The organism is Klebsiella sp. K5-306, assembly GCF_051835185.1.
Classification (GTDB): Bacteria; Pseudomonadota; Gammaproteobacteria; order Enterobacterales; family Enterobacteriaceae; genus Klebsiella; species Klebsiella oxytoca.
The window spans coordinates 30,867-49,154 of record NZ_JAIFJY010000024.1 but is presented as its reverse complement, the minus strand read 5'-3'; the positions used below and the strand labels follow the sequence as shown (position 1 = coordinate 49,154).

The following is an 18,288-nucleotide window of genomic DNA, read 5'->3' as shown; positions in this document are numbered from 1 at the left end:
CGGGCGGCGAAGCCGCCCCACTGAATCACGGAGACAACACCATGCTGTATGGCACCCGTAAAGAACTGAACAAAAAACTTAAACGCATGTTTGGGAACGAAGAACGCTACGCCCTGCTGGTCTGGACGAAAGAAGACGTGATGGCCCTGGCCGGGAACATGACGGAGGCCGAGGCTCACACCCTGCTTGAGCTTATCGGCCGCACGGGAACGGGGGAGCACACCGAAGAAGGCGTGTCATTCCGCACCGTGCAGGCGATGTACGCCGGGATTCGCCCGGGCATTCCCCGCGTGAGCGTCCCCGTCGATACGCTGTATCGCATCACGGACATTGCCGCACAGGCGATTAACGGAGAAGACGAGCATTCGCCGTCGCTGACGGTCGATCACTACCCGAGTGTCGCTGACGCTCAGGCAGAAATCGCCTGGCTGAAACGTGAACTGGCCGCCTGACCCGTCCGCCCCGCTGAACGGCGGGGCATTCACCGAAGGAAAAAACATGAGAAACGACACACTCAACGCGCTGATACTCCGCCACGGCGACCGGATGCTAAAGGATGCGGGCTGGCCGCCTTGCGTGGATATGATGCAAATCGCGCCTGGAACCATGCCCGGCTGGTCAGTCGCCACCGGCTCGCTCGATGCCGCGCACATTCTGGCGCTGGTCACGCACCTTTGCCAGCCGCTGACCTATGGCCGGGCCGGGTTGCTGACAGCCAGCGCCCGGCGGCTGGCGGGAACCCCGGCGCGGCTGTATCTGTACCCGGCAAAGGGCTTTATGCCGCCGGAAAAACTGGCGGACGTCCAGACACTTCATCTGCCTTATGCACAGGAATGGCTGACGGCGGCAGAATGTGACGATCTGCTGGCTTTCCTGAAAGCCTCCCTCACGCAGATAGCGGAAATCGTCAGGCTGGATGCGCACCGCCTTGCCGCTGCGCTGAAACCGTCCGTCACGCCGCGACTGATGGACAGGCGGTTTGGTGACTGGCGCGTACTGGCTGACGAGTACGAGCATGAAAACTGGCTCGATGAAAACGACACTGACGTACTGGATGCCGTCCTTGACGCTGTTCTGGTGCGCGGGGCGTCGTTCTGCCCCATCCTGTTGACCGTGGTTAATGAACGACGGGAGGAAATCGAAGCCGCTGGCGTTATCACCGATATGCTGCGTTTTCCGGGCGATCCGGTTCGCCGCTGGCTTGATCGCCGCGTATTGCGGGACGTGGTGAGAGAGGCCCGCTGCGTTAACGCTCAGGTGTGACAGGCCGTTTCTGTGGGGGAGGGGAAACTCCCCCTTTTTCTGCCTGGCGGCGCAGGACGCCCCGTGCGATAAGGATGTCACCGTGCCGGCTCCGCGTTTACCCGGCCCGGCCTCCGGGCCTTTGGGATGAAAACCAGCCTCTGTTATCCCTGTATCGTGTGCGGGCGGTGCCGTGCCTCCATCTTAGCCGGGCTGTCGCGAATGCAAGGGTAAAGTGAACGCGGCGGTCACCCGGTCCTTCCTTCCCGTCAGCCGGGATTTTCCGGTCGTTCGACCGCTCAGGATTCACGGCCTCACCCTCCAACTCCCGTCTGCCGTGTGCGTCAGGCTGCGGCTTCCCTTGCGCCCCTGCATTCCCGACTGGTCGCCCGTCTGTTATGGAGGCACGGCACCGCCCGGTGTCGCAGTCCATGTGATTACGGAGGTTTACCATGCAGTATGTGACAACACGCCCCGTCCTGAATGTTGAAGAGTGTGACCGCCTGTCTTTTATGCCCTGGATGTTCGGCGCTGATTTTATGCTCGCAGAATCGCAGGTGTATGCGCTGGCGAAACAATGGATGCCTGAATACAGCAGTGAGTTCTGGCACTTTATCCGGCTGCCAGAGGGCGGCGGTTACATGATGCCGGATTGTGGCCGGGTTCATCTGGTCAACAGTGAAAACGGGTTCGACCGCATTGTGAGCGCCGACGCGGCGGGCATTATTCTGACATCGCTGGCCGTTAACCGTCGTCTGGCGGCAAATCATGACAGCGGCAACCCGGCCCTGACTCACCTTTACATGCTGCGTGATGCCCAGCTCTGGAATCACATCACCCTTCACCCGGAATGCAACGCCATTTACGCCGCGCTGGACTGATTAACGACCGGGGCGGCCATGCCGCCCCGAAGGGAGACGAAAAAATGCATTCATCCATCACCACTCCGGCGGTCTACGTGGGCACGTATCACCAGTACAACTGCGGCAGCATTTTTGGCAAATGGTTTGATTTAACCGATTTTGACGACGAAGACGCGTTTTATGACGCCTGCCGGACGCTGCACGCCGGCGAGGAAGATCCCGAACTGATGTTCCAGGACTGGGAAGGTATTCCTTCACCGTTTGCCTCTGAATCCTCTGTTAAGTGGGCGTTTATTGAGGCTTTCCGGCAGGCACAGGATGACGGGCGCGCCGCCGCCTTTGTGGCCTGGGCGGAATATACCGGCGAGTGCGACTATGACGCCTTTGATGACGCATATTACGGCGAAGCGGAAAGTGAGGAAGATTTTGCTTATGGCTTTGTGGAGGACAACGGCCTGTTAAACGAGGTGCCCGAATCATTGCGCGTCTATTTCGATTATGAGGCGTACGCGCGGGATTTATTCAGCGACGGGTATGTGTTCCATGACGGTTATGTCTTCAGAAACTGAATAATGTCCGGCGGGGAAACCCGCCGGTTAAGGGGGAAAAATGAAACTTGCACCACAAAGCCGCGATATCCTGCGCCAGTACAAAGCCCTGATTAACGCACGCCGCCGGGATGCCGGGCAGCGGGAACTGACCACCGCGCAGGTGATGGACGAAATCTGCTATTACATGACCTGTCAGTGTGCCGTCTACATTGGCGGACACTTCATCTTACAGGGCGGCAAGGGCCAGTAAGCAGTAAGCGTGATGGCAGGCGTCCGGGCCGGAGGGCGCCTGTCAGCCCGCGCGCAAAACCCTGGCAGGCTGCGCCTGCCGGAGAAAAACATCGCCGCTCCTTCGGCGCCGCTCGCTCTCTTCTCCGTTCTCAGTCGCTGAAGCCAGATAATGGGCGTATTATCCACAGTATCTTTCTGGAAAACGTTGCAGGTGCAGATTTGTCAAAATGGAATATCGCCTCATTCTCAAAAGACGAGCAGGATAAAGTCTCTGTCGATAAAGCGGCCGCCGCTGTTGCATGGCAGGAACGCATGAACAAGCCTGTTGTGCAGGAACTCGTTGAACGGGAGCAGCCTGAACATCTGCGGGAATATTTTCGTGAACGGCTCCGCGTACATCGACTGAACAGTCAGCAGCTGCCGCGCGCAAATGCGCCCGAATACCAGAAGCCGGAAGACGGTGGCAGTGAGAGTAAGCCTTAATTTTGTTCCCAGGGAGGGACTGCGGTGCGTATGTCTGCTTTATTTGCTATCACGTGTTTGTTCAGCGCGTTTAATCTTGTATTTATGCCATTCCATCCCGTCATGATGTTATGGGCTTTCGGCCTCTCTGTCGCCTTCATTATTGTCAATATAATTGCCGACAGACTGCGTCTGTGGTCCGGAATTGCATGGGGAATGGCTGCCGCCGTCATCGTCGCTTTTATGCTTAATGGTGCAGAACCCGATGAAGAAAACCGGGTACTCATCAGTACATTCGCCTGTCTCGCCTCAGCATGGTATGCCGGGGTTCAGTTCAGAAAAGAGAAGAGAGAGTCTCTGTCCTGACCGGTATTCTTTCTGTCTCTGTCTCTGTCTCTGTCTCTGTCTCTGTCTCTGTCTCTGGCTCCGGCTCCGGCTCCGGCTCCGGCTCTGCCTCTTCCGCTGCCTCTGGCTCTGAATCTGAATCTGAATCTGAATCTGCTTCCGCTTCTGGCTTTGCCTCTTGCTGCTGTTGTTGATGTTGATGCTCTTCCTCTTCCTCTTCCTCTTCCTCTTCCTCATCCTCATTTGCTTTTCACATAATCTGCCCCCGGACACCTTCGGCTCCCGACCCGCTGGCGCGGTTCAGTCGTCGAGCCACACTCCGCTAACCGCGAAAGGATGCGGTAAGCTCCGCCGAACCCGCCAGGCGGTTTCGGGCTATCGCTAGTGTCTGATGTCTGACGTCAACGGCAGGCTTGCAGCATCCTTGTCAGGATGCGCCGCCCTTTTACGCGCCGTCACCTGCGCTTTTCGCACCCCGGCAAACGGCCGCCGGGCTGTAAGGCGCAACGCCGTTTCGCGCCCGCGCGTTTCGTCGTTGCGGCGGGTTCCTGCTCATTCCTTGCCTGGTTTTTTCACCCCTTTGAGTCCTTTCGCCGGGGCTGAGACAAGCACAACCCGTCTTGCCGTCCATGCACTGCTGTCGCACGGCCATAAAAACTTTTTGCCTGAACCCGCAAAAACTTTTCACGTCCGGCATGGACGGCTTCACCGGGCCGTGCTCGTTGACGCCCTTGCGGCGAACGGCTCTCAAACGGGTGAAGGTAACAACCAGCGGTGCAGAGCAGCAGGTCCCCGCAAAAGTCAAAACCGCGGCCCCGGCAACTCAACGGGTGAGGGTTTTTAAAAGCAAAATAACAGAGTAAGGAGATTCATCATGGCAGCACGTGGCGTTAACAAAGTCATTCTGGTCGGACATCTGGGACAGGACCCGGACGTGCGTTATATGCCCAACGGCGGCGCAGTGGCAAACCTGACGCTGGCCACGTCCGAAACATGGCGTGATAAGCAGAGCGGGGAACTGCGCGAAAACACCGAATGGCACCGTGTTGTCATGTTCGGCAAGCTCGCGGAAGTGGCTGGCGAATACCTGCGTAAAGGCGCGCAGGTCTACATCGAGGGCCAGATGCGCACCCGTAGCTGGCAGGACGATACCGGCGCCACGCGCTATGTCACCGAGGTGCTGGTCGGGCAGAACGGCACCATGCAGATGCTCGGCGGTCGTCGTGGAACTGGTGAGCCTGAGAGCGCCGTGCCGCAGCAGCCCGCGCAGCCGCAGGATCCTGCTGCCCCGGCTCAACCTGCTCAGGCCCCGGCTAAATCCCCGAAAGCGAAGGGCGGTAAAAAAGGCCGTCAGAGCGCCACCCCGTCTCAGCTTCCTCCCCAGACTTTCCCGGACGATTACCCGCTGACCGATGACGATGTGCCCTTTTAAACCGTGATGAACAACGCCCCGCTCAGGCGGGGCAGAAAAGGAGAAACACATGGACCACAACGTTTTGTCCCCCCTTGAATCCCTGCCGGATGGCACCTTCACCCGTAGTCAGGCGCAGGTGGTCGCGGCGCAGTATCAGAATGTGGCGATTGAGGATGATCAGGGAACCCATTTTCGCCTTGTCGTCCGTCATCAGGATGACGGCAGCATGGTCTGGCGTGTCTGGAATTTTGAACCGGGCGGTGAGTTCCTGATGAACCGTTATATCCGGGACTACGGAGTACGTAAAACGCAATAAGCCGTAAGAGGTGCCGGGCAGGGTTGGGTCTGCCCGGCAGACATTAACTAATATCGGAGAGAAATCAATTATGTCAGTGACCGAGTCTAAAACAAAAACCCCCGCGAAAACCAGCAAAAAAGCGGTGAAACCTGCCGAATCCGCCGCCCTGAAAGCCGCGCTTGAGGCCGCACAGATTGAGATGGTGCCGCTGTCAGCACTGGTCAAATCCCCGCTGAACGTCCGTACTATCCCGTATCCGCCGGAGAGCGTGCGGGAAATGGCTGACTCCATTCTCGCGGTCGGCCTCATTCAGAATCTGGTGGTTCATACTCTGCCGGACGGACTGTCGGGCGTCGCGGCGGGCGGTCGTCGCCTTGCTGCCCTGCAGCTTTTACAGCGCGAGCAGCGCATCGATGCCGGACATCTTGTCATCGTGAAGCGCATCAGCGACGAACTGGCGGTGGTGGCCTCGATGGTCGAGAACAACAACCGGGTGGCAATGCACCCGGCAGAGCAAATCACCGGATTCCGCACGTTGTCTGAGCAGGGCAAAACTCCGGCACAAATCGGGGACCAGCTGGGCTACAGTTCGCGCCACGTCCAGCGCATGCTGAAGCTCGCCAGCCTTGCCCCGGAGCTTATCGCCCTGCTGGCAGAGAACACGCTCGATGTGGAGCAGTGTCAGGCGCTCAGTCTGGAAAGTGACCCGGCGCGTCAGATACAGGTGTATGAGCAGGTGAAGGCTTCATACAGCAACGCTCCGGCCCATCTGCTGAAACGCGCCATCACGGACACCGAAATATCGGTTCGCGACGCCCGCTTTATGTTTGTCGGGCGCGAAGCGTATGAGGCCGCAGGTGGCAAAGTGCGTGAGGACCTGTTCAGCGCGCAGGAGGGCGACGGAACGGCAGACGGGGTGCTGGTCGGGCGTCTGGTGCAGGAGAAGCTGGAGTCCGCCGCGCTGGCTGTTGAAATGCAGGAGGGCTGGTCATGGTCACTGGCACGGGAAGGGGCGGTGCGGAACTACGGTGACGACCGGGAACATTATCTGGTCCTGCCGGAGCCGGAGGGCGAACTCAGCGCTGACGAGCAGCAGCGTCTCGATGAACTGTACGCCACGCAGGAAGCCACGGCGACGTATGAGGATGAAGCCGCCATTCAGGTGCTGATTGACGAGACTGAAGAGGCGGCATCGATCCGGGCATGGACACCGGAGCAGAAAGCGGCCAGTGGCGTGGTGGTCAGCCTGTGTGATGGTGAGCTTCGTATCCAGCGCGGTGTGCAGAAGAAGGTGCAGGCGGCGGTCGCTGACGGGCAGGAAATTACGGGCGCTCAGGCCTCCCTGCATGTGGTCGCCAGCAGTACCCCGGATGTGGCAGAGGGTATCAGTGTGCCGCTTCTGAAAAAAATGTCCTCCGAGAGAACGCTGGCGGTACAGGCGGAACTGGTGCGGCAGCCACAGAAAGCCGTGGCCCTGATGGTCTGGCGGCTGTGCAGCTGCGTGTTCCACTACTGTATCACCACCCGGCACCCGTTTGTGATGAATCTCGGGGTTCACCACAGCAGCCTCACCAGCGAAGCCCCGACCGGAGAAAACGGTCAGGCATGGCAGTCTCTGATGCAGGAGAAAGCCCGTCTGGAGGCGCTGCTGCCGGAGGGCTGGAAGAACGATTTCACCACCTTTTTTGCCCTCGACGGACAGACCCTGATGTCGCTGATGGCTTTCTGTACCGCCTGTTCGGTGGACGGCGTCCAGACCCGTGAACACGGGCATACCCGCCGCAGTGACCTTGACGGTGTCGAGGCGGCACTCGGGTTCCACCTGCGCGACTGGTGGCAGCCAACGGCGGATAACTTCCTCGGGTTACTCAGCAAAAATCAGATTGTGGCGGCGCTGAACGACGCCGGACTGACCGGGGCCGCCTCGGATGCTGAAAAAATGAAGAAAGGCGATGCCGCCAGTCACGCCGAACAGTGGCTCTCCGGGACCCGATGGGTGCCGGGATGGATGCAGTCCCCGGATGCTGCAACGCCGGAAGAAGCAGCCTCCACGCCTGACACTGACGAACCCACCTCACACGCTGCCTGATAACGGAGACGCCGCCCTGCGGGGCGGCGATAAGGAGACGATGATGCGCAATATTATTACCCCCGATGTCCTGAAAACCATGATCCCACAGGAATACGAAGACTGGCGCGAAGGAGGGGAGGATTTGCGCCGCGAACTGACCCATGCCGTGATGCGTGACCTGAACTGCCCGGATAACTGGGACATGAACGGGGAGTACCGCAGCGAGTTCGGGGGCTTTTTCCCGGTACAGATCCGCTTCACGCCTTCACACGGTAACTATCATCTCGCCGTGTGCAGTCCCGGCGATATCTCTCCGGACTGGATGGTGGTGTTTGTCCCGGCCAGCGGTCGTCCGTTCTCGGTTATCAGCACCCTGTCGGACTGGTCGCCGGAAGCCATCAGCCACACGCTGAGTCTGGTTGCCCGGCTCGATGCCGATGGCTACAGTCAGGCCAGCATCATCAGCATGCTGGTCATGGAGGGCGCACAGTGAACGCATCAACAACGTCTCTGGTGACCCTGAAGCCAGCCCGGCAGGCAGCGCTGCAGGCGGTCCTGTCGGTGGAGGAATCCCGCCGTCTCGGTGCGCGTCTGCCCGCCATGCCACACGTGCGCACCTTCCTGCGTCTGCTGACCGGGAACAGCCGCATGAACACGACCGTGGCACAGCGCATTCCCGGCCTCAACTGGGACCCGAAGCATCGCCTGAGCAGCCTCAAACAGGTGGAGGAGGCGCTCGACGCACTGATTGCCAGCCACGGGGAGTGCTGCCCGCTGCCGCTGCCGGTGGACGTTCAGGCTGAACTGTTCCCGGAAGTGCTGCACACCCGTACAGAGCGTCGGTTGCAGCGCAGAAACATCGCGTTCACCCGCAGGATGCGCCGGGAAGAACGGACGCTGGCACATCACTGGCGGCTGCGGCAGAACCTGCTGGGGCAGGCCGTCACGGAGCTGAACTTTCAGTCCCCGGAAACGGTCAGCAGCTGGTACCGCCGGTGGGCCGAAGAGTTTGACGCGCGCGAGCTGGAGCCGGCTTTCTGGCACTGGCGGTCGCGGTTTGCGTCGCTGGCTTCCCTGGACTGGCTGCGTGACGCGAAGGAACCGCTGTACGGGGTCATTCATGAAATCGGCTTCATTGTGCGTGACACCCCGGCGGCTGTCCGTCAGGCGGAGCGCTGGCAGGTCCCGAACAAACTGACGGACCGGAGGCGGGGATGAAATGGCGTTACTCTCTGCGCTGGAAATTACCATCGCCCTGTCCCGGACCGCATGAACTGGCATCCGAAGTGGTGGAGGCGGGACAGCCTGCGCCTGAATCCATTATGTCGCGCTGGGTGGCGGGCGCCGGGTATGCGGTGTGCGTGGATTTTCCCGATGAGCGGCAGATTAAGCGCTGGAGTGATGAGCGCAAAGCCGCTGCGCGTCGAAGGAATCTTGAGCGTCGGGTCAACAGGATGGCGCCCCTGTTTGCTGAGGAACTGATTGAGAGGGAGCTTGAGGGGCGACCAGACTATTTCCGGGGAAAATCTCAGACCTGAATCGGGTGAGGTCCGGTTCAGGCGCGCATCGGTGTGGAGCCTGCAACGTCTGAAAGAAAAAAAGCACAACGACGGATAAAAAGAGGGGCGCTGACGCGCTCCTCTTGATCCTGTCACTGCATTGTTGATCTTAAATCCTTTGTCTCCCTGATACGGTTTTCTGACAGGGTGAGTCTCTCCTCCTGCTGCTTTCTCTCTTCTTCCGTTTCTTTCTGACTGGCCAGACCCGGGGACACCTTCGGCTCCCGACCGCTGCGCGTCCGGTCGTCGAGCCACACTCCGCTAACCGCGAAAGGACGCGGTAAGCTCCGCCGAACCCGCTCGCGGTTTCGGGCTATCGCTAGTGTCTGATGTCTGACGTCAACGGCAGGCCTGCAGCATCCCTGTCAGGATGCGCCGCCTCTTTCGCGCCGTGGCCTGCGCTCCCTGCATCCCGGCAAAAAAACGCCGGGACGTAAGGCGCAACGCCGTTTCGCTCGTCGCGCCCCGTCGTTGCCGGGGTGCCTGCCCTGGTGTTCCGTGCGCCTTTCACCGTTTAAGCCCCTTCGCCCGGGAATATCCCGCCACAAACCGCCTGGCTGTCCAGTACCGCTGATGCTCTCCGGCGACATTTTTTGCCGAAAACCCGACAAATAATGTCGCCTCCGTACCGGACATCTGCACCGGCCCGTGTCTGTTCTTTCCCGTTGCGGCGAAGGTTCTCAAACGGGTGAGGTTCACAACCCGGAAACAACCGGCAGCTACCCCACGAAACGTCAACACCGCGACGAATGAAACTCAACGGGTGATGTTCTTTAAAAATCAGGAGGAAAAAATGCAGACACAGGCGATGCGTGTTTATCAGATCACCTTTACCGGACGCGACGCAAAAGGCGTTATTCCGATGTTTACCCGCGTGAAAGCCATGACCGGAAAGGGCGCAATTAAGGCGTTTATTGAGCGTTACAAACCTGTTCAGGGCTGGTTTCTGGGCGATCCCGAAGACATTACCGACAACGTGCAAAAGGAGGCAGAAGAAGCAGAGAGCAAAACGCAGAGATGAAAAAAACCGGGTAAACCCGGCTTGTTCCACGCCGCAGAAATCGCAGCAACGATTTTTTGCGGCTTCATTAACTACCAAAGGAAGTTAACTCAATGATCCTTTCTATTGTTTCACCGTCTGACGGCGCTGTAAAGCCCCGCCGTCATTCCCGCATCCCCCGCGTCGATATTCCCGCGCCGGAAATTGACCCCACGCTCAGGGCATTCGGGCGACATATCGCAAAAAGCATACGCAAGGGGCGTGGTGTTCACATCCCCGCGATGAAAAACGCCGATTTTGGTCAGGTGCTCCGCACCCTCGAACTGACACGCGCATTTAACTAACCAGGTGAGCCGCTCCGAAAGGGGCGGCAACAGCAGAAGGAGGACATCATGAATCACACCACCACACAGGCTGTCAGCGTCGACATTACCCCCCACAGCGGCGCGGGAGAGGTCATCCCGTCTTTGCCCGTCGAGCGCATTGTGGCGCAGCGTAACAGCGGCGTGGCGGCTTTTCTGGAAGCCATAAGGCTGCTACGCGAGGCGCAGAAACTCATTTTTGAAGCATCCGGGCGCGGGTGGATCTCAGGCATGACCGACATCATTGAGCGCAGCCTGTCAGCCGACCGCAGCGCCACGCGGGAAGCTGCCTTAAAACGCAGCGTCTGCCGCTATGCAGATCGCGACATCTGGACGCGCCTGATGAATGATACGGGCATGTTTACGCTAATGAGTGAGGCGCAGCGTAAGGAATGGGACGCGCAGTTATACAGCGACAACTGCCCCGAAATTACGCTGGACAACGTGATCACCACGTTCCGGGCGCTTAACGCCAGCAAAGGCGAAACGTTTGAGCAGGGCGTGATCGATGTGTTCCGCAATCTCTCATGGGACTACAAAACGCATAATCCGTGCCTGTTGGGAAAGAAAATTATCATTGATGGTGTCCTGGACAATCATCGCGGGCTGTATTTTTCCGTGCGCACGTATGCACAGAACCGCATCGATGACCTTGCCCGCCCGTTCTGGTTACTCGACGGAAAGACCATACCCGACAACCGCGTCTCAGAGGGGGCAAACCTGAGCGCGTTTATCAGCCAGGGCGGCGCAGCGAGTGTGGGCGAGGTGTTCACGTGTGAGTATTTTACGGTACGCACATACAAAAAAGGGTCCGCGCACGTCACCTTTACCCGGCCTGACCTCGTGGAGAAGGTGAACGACATTATCGCGCGGCACTATCCGGGGGCGCTGCCGCCGGTGGTCTGATGCACTGGCGGGGGACTCGTTCCCCCGTCACTGTCTGACCGTCCGCCGAAAACCTGCCTGCGGCGCGTGGCAGGGCTGCGCTGACGCGCTGCCACGGGCACTCTGTCACAGGTCTGGTATCTCTGTTTCAGGCTGGCTCTGGCTGTTCTGCTGATATCTTCCCCTGTTCCATTCTCTCTTCTGCTGTTTCTTTCTGACAGGCCAGACCCGGGGACACCTTCGGCTCCTGACCCGCTGGCGCGGTTCAGTCGTCGAGCCACACTCCGCTAACCGCGAAAGGACGCGGTAAGCTCCGCCGAACCCGCCAGGCGGTTTCGGGCCTGCCGGCTAGTGTCTGATGTCTGAGGTCAACGGCAGGCTTGCAGCATCCTTGTCAGGATGCGCCGCCTCTGTCGCGCCGTGGCCTGCGCTTTTCGCACCCCGGCAAACTGACGCCGGGCTGTAAGGGGCAACGCCGTTTTCGCTGCCGCTTCTCCGACGTTGCGGCGGGTTCCTGCTCTTTCCTTACCTGGTGCCGTTTCACCCTTTTGAGTCCTTTCGCCGGGGCTGAGACAAGCACAACCCGTCTTGCCGTCCATGCACTGCTGGCGCACGGCCATAAAAACTTTTTGCCTGGACCCGCAAAAACTTTTCACGTCCGGCATGGACGGCTTCACCGGGCCGTGCTCGTTTACGCCCTTGCGGCGAACGGCTCTCAAACGGGTGAAGGTAACAACCAGCGGAGCAGAGCAGCAGGTCCCCGCAAAACGTCAAAACCGCGGCCCCGGCAACTCAACGGGTGAGGGTTTTAAAACCTTAAAGTCAGAAAAAGGAAAACATTCATGAATACCCGCATCGTTCATTCCATATCGTCCGTTCTGCGTACTGATGGCTTTGTGCGCAATATCCACGCCGCTAACCCGTTCGATGTTATCCGCGCCGATGTGGTGCTTGCGCGCATCGAGAAAGAGGCAGGGCGCTGCTGCGGGATGCATTACGAGCTGTATCAGGCGCGCGTGCTGGGCGATGCGCTGGATTATCTGGACGCGCTGCCGCTGAAAGACCGCCCGGCGCTCATGGGCGCGGCGGCAAAACGCGGTTACATCCTGACGCTGGCTGAAGAAGGGTACGCGCAGGAAGCCCGCGATGTGCTGATGAGTGAACTGGCGGAAAACGAATAGACAAAAAAACGGGTGGCGGCATGTTGCTGCCATCCCTTACCCGAAGGAGAAAACCATGCACTTACACCTGACTGAATCCTCAGCCCGTCCGGGAATGCAGGTCACTGCCGAAGCCGAGCGCGAGTACTGGATGAGTCGCCAGAAAGCGGCGGTGAAAGCGCCCGCTGAAATCGACGTTCACGCCTTCCACGACGCGCTGGGTCTGATGTACCCGCTCAACTGGTCAACGAGTGAGAGCGGTGGCTGGGAGACGTTCATGCTGCAGGAAATGGTCTGTGGTGACGTGACAGAGATTTATGCCCGCTACGGAGCCAGATATTTCCGGCTGCGGGATGTGTGCAACCTGAGCCATGCGCAGATTAAAACGCGCATTAAGGAGGAATTTAACCTGTTCCGGAAATGAAAAAAGCAGGGAAAACCCTGCTTTATCCACGCCGTAAAAGTCGCGGGAACGATTTTTTCGGCTTCACATACACGATATATGGAGGTCTGTATGACCCTGACTATTCTTTCACCTTCCACTGAGGCTGTAAAGCCCCGCCGTCACCAGCGCATTCTGCGCGATGACATCGCCGCGCGGGAGATTGACCCGGCGCTGAAAGCCTTCGGACGGCATATTGCCCGGAGCATTCGCAAGGGGCGCGGCGTCCATATCCCGGCGATGAACAACACCGCCTTCGGGCAGGTGCTCCGCACGCTTGAACTCAAACGCGCATGTAACTGATAAGGTGAGCCGCTCCTTCGGGAGCGGCAACAGCGGAGGTAATTGTATGTCGCAGCTGAGTTTTGCCGATGTGTTCAACATGGCCAGAGAAACCGCTGAGAATAGCCCTGTGATCCAGGTCAGGGCGCAGGTCGCGGAAGTGGTGCCTTCTGTTCAGCGTTTGATGAGTGAGCAGCACAGCCGGAGCCGGTTTATCCACGTGTTTAAAGACACGGGTCGCCATCTGGGACGCTGGGAGGTGTTCAGTGATTTTCTGTCACTGGCCGCCAGTGAACTGGATATGGCCCGGATAAGAGCGCCGGAAAGCATTGAGCACTGCCGGAAAATCTGCGCGCGTTATGAGGCGTCAGATATCGCGAAGATGCAGGAGATGTTCTGCATGATGGTGTGCGCACTGGAGGCTAAATTTCATGATTTCCTCGGCGCCATTTTCATGGTGCTTGAGCTGGGCGATAACTTTCGCGGGCAGTATTTTACCCCATATCCGGTCCAGTCCCTCATGGCCCGGATGCTGATGCCGGGCGTCAGGGACACTATCCGCCGGGAAGGGATAGCCACGGTCAGCGACCCGGCCTGTGGTGCCGCCGGGATGCTGATTGCATATGCCGAATGCCTGCTCGAAGCGGATATCAATCCTTCCATGCACATGTTCGGCAGCTGCATCGATATCGATCCGGTGGCGGCAGATATGGCTTTCATCCAGCTGTCTCTGCTGGGGATTGCCGCCGAAGTGGTCACGGGTAACACCCTGACAATGCAGTTCCGGCGGGTAAGATACACTCCCGTGTACTACCTCAATGACTTTGAAAAACGGCTGGCTGACCTGACCCGGTTCAGGGCGATGCGGGACTTTATGCGCGGGATACAGGAGGCTGCGTAAATAACCGGAAGGGCAGGGGATAACCTGCCCGACTGCGGAAAAAGGCCGCGCACCTGCGGTGCCGGATAATACCGGCTGCGCTACGCGCCGCCCGTATCAGTCCGTCGCGGGTTTCTCTCTTCATTATTATTTATTTGTCACTGTTATATTTCATCCGGCATCCTGCTGTCTATCTGTTCTGGTATTTATCCTTTGCGCTGAAAATAATAAAAACTGGTCCGGGCGTCGTCCCTGGCGGGACACGGCTGTCGTGAACAGAGCCAGCAAGCTGTCTCTGCCCTGTCGGGCTTCCATCCTGACGCAAATTCAACATCGCGCTTGCTGCATCCTTATCAGGATGCGCCGCTTTCACCGTGGCGATAAATACCCGCCACTCTGATGGCCGGAACGTGAATTCGATAAAGACCGAATTGACGTTCCGGGTTGTGTGCATGCTCTGCCCCGCGCTATATTGCCCGACATCATCTTTTCGCGGAGGGCGGCTTTTAGCATCCGCCGTGGCAAAAATAAAGGGGTGTATAAACGCTTCGCGCCCCTTTATTTCCTCCCCGTCAGCTGCAAATTGCCCTTTGCCGCTCAGTGATGAAGTCGAACGATTTAATAAACCGCAAAGGAGACATTCAGCATGCACACAATAAACGTCAACCCCAACGTCAACACCGCCACTCGTGAATCAGACGAACAATTTATAACAGACAAATATCTGCGTTATGCCGTCACCGATGGCGATGAGCGTCTGGATTTTATCCCGGCCCTCTTTTTTACGCCGTCAGCCGATAATATGGCGGCGAGCTGGTTACGCCAGCATTCGGATTACGATGGCGGATTCTGGTCTTACTGGATTATTCCGCAGGGTGTCGGCGGGAATATTACCCCGAACCGTATTCAGTTCATCACCACGCAGACCGGGTACATTGCGCCGGAAGGAAAACAGTCTTACAGGATGCGCATCCCCGGCAATTATTTTGACGGTGACGTCAGCGCCGATGCAGCAGGAATTATTGCCACGCTGACGATAATGAACTGGCTGTCATGGCAGGTGGCGGATATGGGGCCGGAATATGCCCGCGTCTGTAAACATCTGGTTTCCCGTCAGGATGCACTGAAAGATTATATCAGCATTATTCATCATCCCGAACGGCATTTAATCTGGCGGGCGATAGACTAATCAGATATCTGAAAAAAAGACCTCATTCATGAGGTCTTTCGTTTTTAACAGCCCGGGATTGTCCGGCATTTTTATTTGCCTTGATGGCCCTGTAGATAGCCTCAATCTTTCTCGCATATGCCAGTCGTCGCATGTCCTGCCTGTCCGTTCTGCGGAATCCGGCGTTGTAGGCACCGACTGCCTCCCAGCTGACGCCCCACTTCTTAAACGCCAGCGCCAGATAATACGCGCCGGTGTAAATATTCAGGCAGGCATCCGTCAGAAGATGTTCCGGTTTAATACCGAACTCCGATAACCGGGCATGGTGCTGCGAATCGATCTGCATCAGTCCGGCACCGTATCCTGTTCCCGGATTTTTACCGACAGCATCCACCACCCATTTCGATTCCTGCCATGAAATAGCCCGGAGCAGATCCGGATCAATCCGGTAATCCCGTCCCGCCATATCAAAACAATCCGTGGCCCATGCAGGCGTGGATATTAATAACAGGGCAGCAAACGCCAGTTTTTTTCTCAAAAGACTCCCTCCGGGCCGATTCCTGTAATTACGTTAACCCAGACCAGAACCAGACTCAACAAATATGCACTCCTCACCACAAAATCACCACACCCCACGCAAAATTAAAATTTTGCAGATTGCTATTTGGAAACAGTGAGTTAACGTGGCTTATATTATTTTATTTAATATAAGCTAATGTGTCAGTGAATTAAAAAAGATTCACTGACAATTCATGAATGATTCGCTAATGAATCGTTTACGATTCACCTCATTAGAATCAGATGGTTAAGATGAATTGACTTGTAATTCAATTCATGATGTGATTCGCATAGTGAATTGCTAAATAAAGGCCTGAGACACGATTCAATTCATGAATTGAATCGTGAGTCCTTCTCATGGTTTTGCATCCGGTTAATAGATTCAGTCCCGATTTTTTTTATAAGGAGAACGATATGGGCAAAGTGCAGGCCTACCCCAGTGATGAAGTGTGTGAGAAAATTAATGCAATAGTGGAAAAACGCAGAATGGAGGGGGCGAAGGAGAAGGATGTCAGTTTCTCCAGTATATCGACAATGTTACTTGAGTTGGGCCTTCGGGTTTATGAAGCTCAAATGGAACGTAAAGAATCCGGATTTAATCAGATGGCGTTCAACAGAGCCTTACTTGAAAGTGTTGTGAAAACACAATTTTCAGTGAATAAAGTTTTGGGCATTGAGTGCCTGAGTCCTCATGTCAAAGATGATCCCCGGTGGCAATGGAAGGGTATGGTTCAAAATATCCAGGAGGATGTTCAGGAAGTCATGCGTACATTCTTTCCTGATGAGCAGGAGGAAGCGGATGAATAGCATAAGAATTTTCGTATAGTGTGTCTTGCTGAATTTATTTTGAATTTTCATTATTCAAAATGAACGATTATTCTTTTCTGCTTTAATTATTCAGGATAAAGATCTGGTTTTATTGGATGACTTTTCTAGATGTGGGTCTTATAATTCAGGGGTAGTTTAAAAATTTAAGATGCATTAGCGCCAGAAGTATCGGCTTCTGACGCTAACTATCCATAGATACCTTATAAGGAGGCGCCTATGTGTGCGAAGGATCGTAGTCAAATTACTGTACTTAGTCAAACGGAAACCATTCATTCTTTTAGCGAGATGCTCAACTTTTCATCTTGCCCTTCCTTCATTAGAAACACCCAAGGTGAATTCCTTCATACTAGCCCTCTTTTTGACAAAATCTTCTTAACTTCCGTAACATCTGTTGCCTGGTTTTCGGCGCTCCCCTTAAAAACTAAAATAGAACTTATCCAGTCGGAAATTAAATCTTTTACGGAAGATTCTTCTGTTTTGGTAAGAGGTATTGGTTTTGGGGATATATCATGGACAGTTTTTATTGAGAGCTTTCACCTTGATGATGAGAAATATAGCCGATGGGTTTTTATTAGAGAGGGTGAGGCTATATGCGATCATGCAAAAGAATATGCTGATTTTTCATCAAAGATGGAAAAATATATAGACCGCATTTCAAAAACGGCCAGTTCTGATTGGGCTATATTTAATCTTTATTCGGTTGGGTTTTCTCATGCCACTATATCTAAAATTACAGGTGTTAAAGAACAGACATCCAGAAATGCAGTTCGTCATATAAAAAACGATCTCAATTTCCCCGATCGTGACTATATTATATTGTCTTCTATTTATGCTCTTAGTTATGGGAGAGTTGTGGGGGATGTTATTAAAATACTAAAGGGTAATGTTAATTCTTTGTTAATTCAATAGTACAATACGTACTATTGAATTGTGAAAATAATTTACTCAAAATCCCTCCTTAATTTGTTTACTTTTAATCCCGCAAATGTAAACTTTTTTAAGAGTTGGTAATCTTATTTTTGGAGGTCGATTGGAAAGAGCGATTAGGAGTAACGCACGACCTGCGCCAGGAAAAAATGTGCTTTTGAAACTGGATGAAGAGACTAATCGTCGACTTATCAAAGCAAAAGACAGAAGCAGAAGAAGTAAAACATCCGAGGCCTATTTGAGACTGAAAGATCATCTTGAAAGGTTTCCGGACTTTTATAACTCAGAACTTACCGTACCAGGAGGTGAACAGGAGGAGTGATTTAGCAATATAGTCATAAATCTGTTTTATATATCGATCATTCTTATTTAAAAGGAAATAAACATGAATGCTGTATTAAGTGTTCAGGGCACCGCTGTCTCTGAAGAAACTAAGCCGTCTTTTCTGTCCAGCGTTTTCAACAAAAAGAAAGCCCTGAAAGTCGCTAAAGTTGCGCTGCCGGTTGCTGCTGTGGCGGCGTTTTTCCCGGAAGTTGCGATGGCCACCACCACGACTGACCTGATGAAGTCCGGTGATACCACGGTCAAGGGTACCTTCGGTAAGTCTTCCAGCGTGGTCAAGTGGGTGGTACTGGCTGAAGTTATCGCAGGTGGCATCATGTACATGATGACCAAGAACGTGAAATTCCTGTTCGGCTTCGCCATTATTTCCACCTTTATCACCATCGGTATGTCGGTCGCCGGTTACTGACAGGGAATA

27 protein-coding genes and 2 pseudogenes are annotated in these 18,288 nt (G+C 55.6%); 25 read left to right on the top strand and 4 right to left on the bottom strand.

Going from position 1 to position 18,288, the window contains the following annotated elements; all coding sequences use genetic code 11:
- Positions 1–41 precede the first annotated feature (41 nt).
- From K2184_RS26030 to K2184_RS25970, 13 genes are all read left to right on the top strand, one after another.
- The gene (locus tag K2184_RS26030; RefSeq protein ID WP_020804419.1) at positions 42–452 is read left to right on the top strand and encodes a DUF1380 family protein; all 411 of its coding nucleotides are present in this window, start codon (positions 42–44) and stop codon (positions 450–452) included.
- A 46-nt stretch (positions 453–498) separates the two neighbouring features.
- On the top strand, positions 499–1,263 hold the full coding sequence (locus tag K2184_RS26025; protein ID WP_020804421.1) for a hypothetical protein: 765 nt from the start codon (positions 499–501) through the stop codon (positions 1,261–1,263).
- Between the two features lie 431 nt (positions 1,264–1,694).
- Positions 1,695–2,123 carry an antirestriction protein gene (locus tag K2184_RS26020; RefSeq protein ID WP_064181679.1) on the top strand — a complete coding sequence of 143 codons (429 nt, stop codon included), beginning with the start codon at positions 1,695–1,697 and terminating at the stop codon, positions 2,121–2,123.
- Between the two features lie 44 nt (positions 2,124–2,167).
- A complete protein-coding gene (locus K2184_RS26015; RefSeq protein ID WP_020803879.1) occupies positions 2,168–2,674 on the top strand; it encodes an antirestriction protein ArdA in 507 nt (168 codons plus the stop codon).
- 40 nt (positions 2,675–2,714) lie between these two features.
- Positions 2,715–2,906, top strand: coding sequence for a hypothetical protein (locus K2184_RS26010; RefSeq protein WP_020803881.1), 192 nt, complete (start codon positions 2,715–2,717; stop codon positions 2,904–2,906).
- A 200-nt stretch (positions 2,907–3,106) separates the two neighbouring features.
- Positions 3,107–3,370 (top strand): DNA polymerase III subunit theta, encoded by a 264-nt coding sequence (locus tag K2184_RS26005; protein ID WP_039698518.1) that lies wholly within the window; start codon positions 3,107–3,109, stop codon positions 3,368–3,370.
- A gap of 24 nt (positions 3,371–3,394) precedes the next feature.
- Positions 3,395–3,715 (top strand): hypothetical protein, encoded by a 321-nt coding sequence (locus tag K2184_RS26000; protein WP_064174028.1) that lies wholly within the window; start codon positions 3,395–3,397, stop codon positions 3,713–3,715.
- Between the two features lie 853 nt (positions 3,716–4,568).
- Positions 4,569–5,126, top strand: a complete 558-nt coding sequence (gene ssb, locus K2184_RS25995) for a single-stranded DNA-binding protein (RefSeq protein ID WP_039698514.1) — start codon at positions 4,569–4,571, stop codon at positions 5,124–5,126.
- Between the two features lie 49 nt (positions 5,127–5,175).
- Positions 5,176–5,424 (top strand): DUF905 domain-containing protein, encoded by a 249-nt coding sequence (locus K2184_RS25990; RefSeq protein WP_020804458.1) that lies wholly within the window; start codon positions 5,176–5,178, stop codon positions 5,422–5,424.
- A gap of 70 nt (positions 5,425–5,494) precedes the next feature.
- Positions 5,495–7,495, top strand: coding sequence for a ParB/RepB/Spo0J family partition protein (locus tag K2184_RS25985; RefSeq protein ID WP_039698513.1), 2,001 nt, complete (start codon positions 5,495–5,497; stop codon positions 7,493–7,495).
- 40 nt (positions 7,496–7,535) lie between these two features.
- A complete protein-coding gene (psiB, locus tag K2184_RS25980; RefSeq protein WP_086619021.1) occupies positions 7,536–7,970 on the top strand; it encodes a conjugation system SOS inhibitor PsiB in 435 nt (144 codons plus the stop codon).
- Positions 7,967–8,695 (top strand): plasmid SOS inhibition protein A, encoded by a 729-nt coding sequence (locus K2184_RS25975; protein WP_020804460.1) that lies wholly within the window; start codon positions 7,967–7,969, stop codon positions 8,693–8,695. Before psiB ends, K2184_RS25975 begins: the two co-directional genes overlap by 4 nt.
- Positions 8,692–9,015: a hypothetical protein gene (locus K2184_RS25970; RefSeq protein ID WP_020314937.1), complete on the top strand. Its 324-nt coding sequence runs from the start codon at positions 8,692–8,694 to the stop codon at positions 9,013–9,015. Before K2184_RS25975 ends, K2184_RS25970 begins: the two co-directional genes overlap by 4 nt.
- 389 nt (positions 9,016–9,404) lie before the next feature.
- On the opposite strand, the pseudogene K2184_RS25965 reads toward K2184_RS25970, so the two are convergent.
- Positions 9,405–9,572: pseudogene (locus tag K2184_RS25965) on the bottom strand (hypothetical protein); the annotation flags it as partial.
- Between the two features lie 257 nt (positions 9,573–9,829).
- Here K2184_RS25965 and K2184_RS25960 point away from each other — a divergent pair.
- From K2184_RS25960 to K2184_RS25950, 3 genes are all read left to right on the top strand, one after another.
- The gene (locus K2184_RS25960; protein WP_022644716.1) at positions 9,830–10,057 is read left to right on the top strand and encodes a hypothetical protein; all 228 of its coding nucleotides are present in this window, start codon (positions 9,830–9,832) and stop codon (positions 10,055–10,057) included.
- Between the two features lie 92 nt (positions 10,058–10,149).
- Positions 10,150–10,380, top strand: coding sequence for a hypothetical protein (locus tag K2184_RS25955; RefSeq protein WP_020804025.1), 231 nt, complete (start codon positions 10,150–10,152; stop codon positions 10,378–10,380).
- Between the two features lie 48 nt (positions 10,381–10,428).
- Positions 10,429–11,304 carry a DUF4942 domain-containing protein gene (locus K2184_RS25950; RefSeq protein WP_020804024.1) on the top strand — a complete coding sequence of 292 codons (876 nt, stop codon included), beginning with the start codon at positions 10,429–10,431 and terminating at the stop codon, positions 11,302–11,304.
- 376 nt (positions 11,305–11,680) lie between these two features.
- On the opposite strand, the pseudogene K2184_RS25945 reads toward K2184_RS25950, so the two are convergent.
- A pseudogene (locus tag K2184_RS25945) lies at positions 11,681–11,799 on the bottom strand (hypothetical protein); the annotation flags it as partial.
- A gap of 326 nt (positions 11,800–12,125) precedes the next feature.
- Between K2184_RS25945 and K2184_RS25940 the strand changes: the two are divergent.
- The 4 genes from K2184_RS25940 to K2184_RS25925 all read left to right on the top strand — a co-directional run bounded on the left by K2184_RS25940 (position 12,126) and on the right by K2184_RS25925 (position 14,068).
- A complete protein-coding gene (locus K2184_RS25940; RefSeq protein ID WP_020804855.1) occupies positions 12,126–12,464 on the top strand; it encodes a hypothetical protein in 339 nt (112 codons plus the stop codon).
- 55 nt (positions 12,465–12,519) lie between these two features.
- A complete protein-coding gene (locus tag K2184_RS25935; RefSeq protein WP_020804856.1) occupies positions 12,520–12,867 on the top strand; it encodes a hypothetical protein in 348 nt (115 codons plus the stop codon).
- Positions 12,868–12,957: 90 nt separating this feature from the next.
- Positions 12,958–13,188 (top strand): hypothetical protein, encoded by a 231-nt coding sequence (locus tag K2184_RS25930; RefSeq protein ID WP_032744242.1) that lies wholly within the window; start codon positions 12,958–12,960, stop codon positions 13,186–13,188.
- 46 nt (positions 13,189–13,234) lie between these two features.
- Positions 13,235–14,068 carry an N-6 DNA methylase gene (locus K2184_RS25925; protein ID WP_032744240.1) on the top strand — a complete coding sequence of 278 codons (834 nt, stop codon included), beginning with the start codon at positions 13,235–13,237 and terminating at the stop codon, positions 14,066–14,068.
- A 169-nt stretch (positions 14,069–14,237) separates the two neighbouring features.
- Here K2184_RS25925 and K2184_RS25920 read toward each other — a convergent pair whose 3' ends face one another.
- Positions 14,238–14,699, bottom strand: coding sequence for a hypothetical protein (locus tag K2184_RS25920; RefSeq protein WP_373639624.1), 462 nt, complete (start codon positions 14,697–14,699; stop codon positions 14,238–14,240).
- Here K2184_RS25920 and K2184_RS25915 point away from each other — a divergent pair.
- Positions 14,694–15,236 (top strand): antirestriction protein, encoded by a 543-nt coding sequence (locus K2184_RS25915; RefSeq protein ID WP_020804853.1) that lies wholly within the window; start codon positions 14,694–14,696, stop codon positions 15,234–15,236. The two genes, K2184_RS25920 and K2184_RS25915, sit on opposite strands and share 6 nt — an antisense overlap.
- A gap of 22 nt (positions 15,237–15,258) precedes the next feature.
- Here the strand turns inward: K2184_RS25915 and K2184_RS25910 are convergent, their stop codons facing one another.
- Positions 15,259–15,753: a transglycosylase SLT domain-containing protein gene (locus K2184_RS25910; RefSeq protein ID WP_020314755.1), complete on the bottom strand. Its 495-nt coding sequence runs from the start codon at positions 15,751–15,753 to the stop codon at positions 15,259–15,261.
- A gap of 434 nt (positions 15,754–16,187) precedes the next feature.
- Between K2184_RS25910 and traM the strand changes: the two genes are divergently transcribed.
- The 4 genes from traM (at position 16,188) to traA (ending at position 18,279) form a co-directional block, all read left to right on the top strand.
- Positions 16,188–16,580: a conjugal transfer relaxosome DNA-binding protein TraM gene (traM, locus tag K2184_RS25905; protein ID WP_032426796.1), complete on the top strand. Its 393-nt coding sequence runs from the start codon at positions 16,188–16,190 to the stop codon at positions 16,578–16,580.
- Positions 16,581–16,817: 237 nt separating this feature from the next.
- Positions 16,818–17,510, top strand: coding sequence for a hypothetical protein (locus tag K2184_RS25900; RefSeq protein ID WP_064381358.1), 693 nt, complete (start codon positions 16,818–16,820; stop codon positions 17,508–17,510).
- Between the two features lie 175 nt (positions 17,511–17,685).
- A complete protein-coding gene (locus K2184_RS25895) occupies positions 17,686–17,850 on the top strand; it encodes a TraY domain-containing protein (protein ID WP_032426810.1) in 165 nt (54 codons plus the stop codon).
- Positions 17,851–17,913: 63 nt separating this feature from the next.
- The gene (gene traA / locus K2184_RS25890; RefSeq protein ID WP_064381359.1) at positions 17,914–18,279 is read left to right on the top strand and encodes a type IV conjugative transfer system pilin TraA; all 366 of its coding nucleotides are present in this window, start codon (positions 17,914–17,916) and stop codon (positions 18,277–18,279) included.
- Positions 18,280–18,288 lie beyond the last annotated feature (9 nt).